The 3,124-nt window shown below is 46.0% G+C and carries 3 protein-coding genes; all 3 read right to left on the reverse strand.

All coding sequences use genetic code 11. The features are described 5' to 3' along the window. Nucleotides 1-1,029 (reverse strand): DUF1972 domain-containing protein (locus J5I83_RS08155; protein WP_304054813.1); only part of this gene is annotated, 1,029 nt, incomplete at its 3' end. 362 nt (nucleotides 1,030-1,391) lie between these two features. Continuing rightward, nucleotides 1,392-2,426 (reverse strand): family 20 glycosylhydrolase, encoded by a 1,035-nt coding sequence (locus J5I83_RS08160; protein WP_304054816.1) that lies wholly within the window; start codon nucleotides 2,424-2,426, stop codon nucleotides 1,392-1,394. Beyond that, a partial coding sequence (locus J5I83_RS08165; RefSeq protein ID WP_304054819.1) for a sulfotransferase occupies nucleotides 2,423-3,124 on the reverse strand: 702 nt, incomplete at its 5' end. The genes J5I83_RS08165 and J5I83_RS08160, both read right to left, overlap by 4 nt.

The following is a 3,124-nucleotide window of genomic DNA, read 5'->3' on the forward strand; positions in this document are numbered from 1 at the left end:
GGCGATAATTTCTCTGGCGGCTATCCGCATCGCAGTACGCCTTGTCTCATCTGATTCAAGTTGTTTGAGCAGGTCAGGAATATCAGCAGATGAAGTAAAATACAGCGCTGCTTTTCCGGCTACTTCACGATTAAAAACATTGTCATGCGCAATCACTGCATTACCACATCCCAACGCCTCAAGCAGGGATGGGTTAGTGCCGCCTACCGAATGGCCATGAAAATAGGCGCGCGCATGGAAGCGTAAGGCTTGCAACTTTGTTGGCTCATAGACAGCGCCAATTAAACGAATGCGCGAATCAGTCACTGAGAACAATTGTTGTACATAAGCAGTGCCGGTCATGTGATTGCCAAGGACAATAAGGGGGAGCGCGTTATCCGAGGCTGCATAGCCTTTCATAATCTCGAGCACATGATTCTCGGGCTCAAGACGGCATACCACCAGATAATAACCATTCGGGACTAAATGCCACTCTGTCAGTAACCTGCTGTCAGCATAAGAAACAAGAGGTGCGCCATATGGTATCACTGAGGTTGGTGGCAAATGTTTATAACGCCGCTGCAAGTGAACTTTAATTGCAGCAGCGTCAGCAATAATCCGATTTGGCGTCCACATCGCAATCCGTTCCATGAGGCGCAGCCAGAGCCGGGCAGGCAGTGACCATTTGGTGCGTGTCCATTCGATTCCATCCATGTTAATCCAGACACGTTTACCCCACAATCGTGGGATAAAACAGAACAGGCTCGTGCCATACCCAAGCATGTAAATGACGTCATGCCGGTTGCGCACTGTCAATAAACAGAATAAATCAAAAAAAATTGTGCTAAATGGCCCAAGTCTGGGAGAGGTGATATAGATCAAACGAATTCCTTTATCCGTATCAGTGGGTATAGGATTGTTGCCTTTCTCGCAGTAAACAGTCACTTCGATACCCTTTTCCTGCAATCGAACGGCTATTTCTTCAGCAAATGTTTCGAAACCACCATAACAAGCCGGGATGCCACGAGTGCCTAATATTGCGAGGCGCATTAAACTCTCCTTTGTCCATTACATTTAACAAAACGCCGCACAATAGCGCCATCGCTTAATGTATGATTCTTTTGATAAATAATCTGGGAAAAGAATCACATCAAAATAATCTTGTACCCATTAAACTTTCCTTATCACATTTCAAAATTCTGTTTTGTAATCCCTTATCCAGCCTTATCCCTGAGGGAAAAGGAATTGATGCGCCTGATGCCTCGGCACATCCTGTGGCAACCACAGTTTCTGGCAGACTGTTCCAGTAAAACAGCACACTATTCGACCTGAGCCTGTCGAAGACCGATATTCATTCAATCAAGCAGTTGACAGACTCACTGCGAGCGATATGGTTTTCCCAGAACGATCTATTAGTTAGGCTGCATTGATATGGCAGCGTCCGGATTCCGGAACAATAACCCCGAGGTCCGGATAATCCAGTTGACCAGATCGGTTTCATTACGCTGCACATGGAACCAGGTGGTTGCCATCATCCCGTAAGCATTGTGAGCTTTCGCATAACGACTGAAATTACGGATCGTTTTCTGATTTTTCCAGGTGGCGCCTATCACTCTAAATCCTTCACGCTGCAGTGTGCTGAGCGAAGTAAAATCTGTCTGATTGCCAGTGTAATGCCAATCACAAATCACAATATCCTTCGGTATCTGATTACGCAACGCTTTACCATAGCCGGGTGAAGCTCCATGTAAATATATCGATTGCATCCCTGGAAATTCATGCGGGCTCAGCAGCATATCACCCCACATCCAGGTATCTACTCCTTTCTGCTTCAGATAAGCATGAAGGCGTGTTACGTTTTGCAGGAATAAATCTGCCGGCAGCATTTTTTCACCGGGGTTTAACCATTTCTTTGCTGAATAGGGCTTATTCCCAGCCACCTCATCGTGACCAATATGAATAGCCTTTGGTTGAATGGCCTCAATGATCTCATCCAGAAAAGTAAATACCACCTTAAACGTTTTTTCCTTACGGGGATCATAAGTGGATTTATTGAACATCAACTCAGGATACTGCTCCTGAAAAAATTTTTCCTGATGGGTCAGCAGTTTTATCTCCGGAATCACCTCTAACCCACGTGAACGCGCATATTTCATCCATGAAATAAATTCGGCTTTTGTCCAGGCATTCTTTAGCGGTTTCCAGGGAGCGTGTTTAAAGCTAACGCCATCCGTCAGGACAACCTGAATGGCATTGAATCCTGCATTCTGTGCCAGATCAACCATTGTGCGTGCACTTTCCAGCGAAACGTTGCGCAAGACAAAATGGGCCACTCGTAGTGGCCCATTATTTGCGCTGTTTAGTGTCTTTCCCTGTGCCGCATGAACAGCATGCGTACTTAATATGATGAGGGATAATAATATTGTAATGAGCGCACGTTGTATCATGATGTTCTCTCATAGCCTAACTGATGCATGACTTGGTGGAAGGGTTTCTCGATACACGGATGTATTTTAAAAGGTTTCTTCGCTGCGACTGGTTGTAAAGTTGATTCCGCATACTGTAAGAATTGCAGGTCATCCTCCGGTATTTCCATGAATTTAGTGATTGCTTGCATCATTTGGCGAGGCTCTGAGCAGAGCGCTTCATAACAAACCCGCATGACTTCTGCCGGATATTGATCTAACAGTATCAAGCCTTCGCGCATGGTGACGATCCATTCCACTGCCGCCATGTCAGATTGGCTGGTCCAGCGACGCATTTCCTGAACAAAGGGCGCCAGGTCAGCGTAGCTTGGGATAATTTGATCCAGAAGCAAATGCCATTTTCGGCGATTTACTCCCCACCAATCATGAGTTTCATTTCCAATCTGCTGGCCCAGCTGAGTAGACCAATTCTCAATTGAATGACAGGTATCCCAGCCATTACGGCTGAGAAAAAGAAATTTCGCATCCGGGAATATTGCTTTAACGAAAGGGATGCGAAAAATTAACTCCGGATATTTATTCACCATGCACTGGGAAAACGTCACCGCCAGATATGCGCCAAAAATTCGTTGCGCGGACTGGATGACAGCAGGGGGGGCATCAGCAGCGTGTAGCCTATAGCGGGCGTTGCATCTACTATAGCTTCCAACCAGATCTTC

Source organism: Nitrosomonas communis (assembly GCF_024102715.1).
Classification (GTDB): Bacteria; Pseudomonadota; Gammaproteobacteria; order Burkholderiales; family Nitrosomonadaceae; genus Nitrosomonas; species Nitrosomonas communis_B.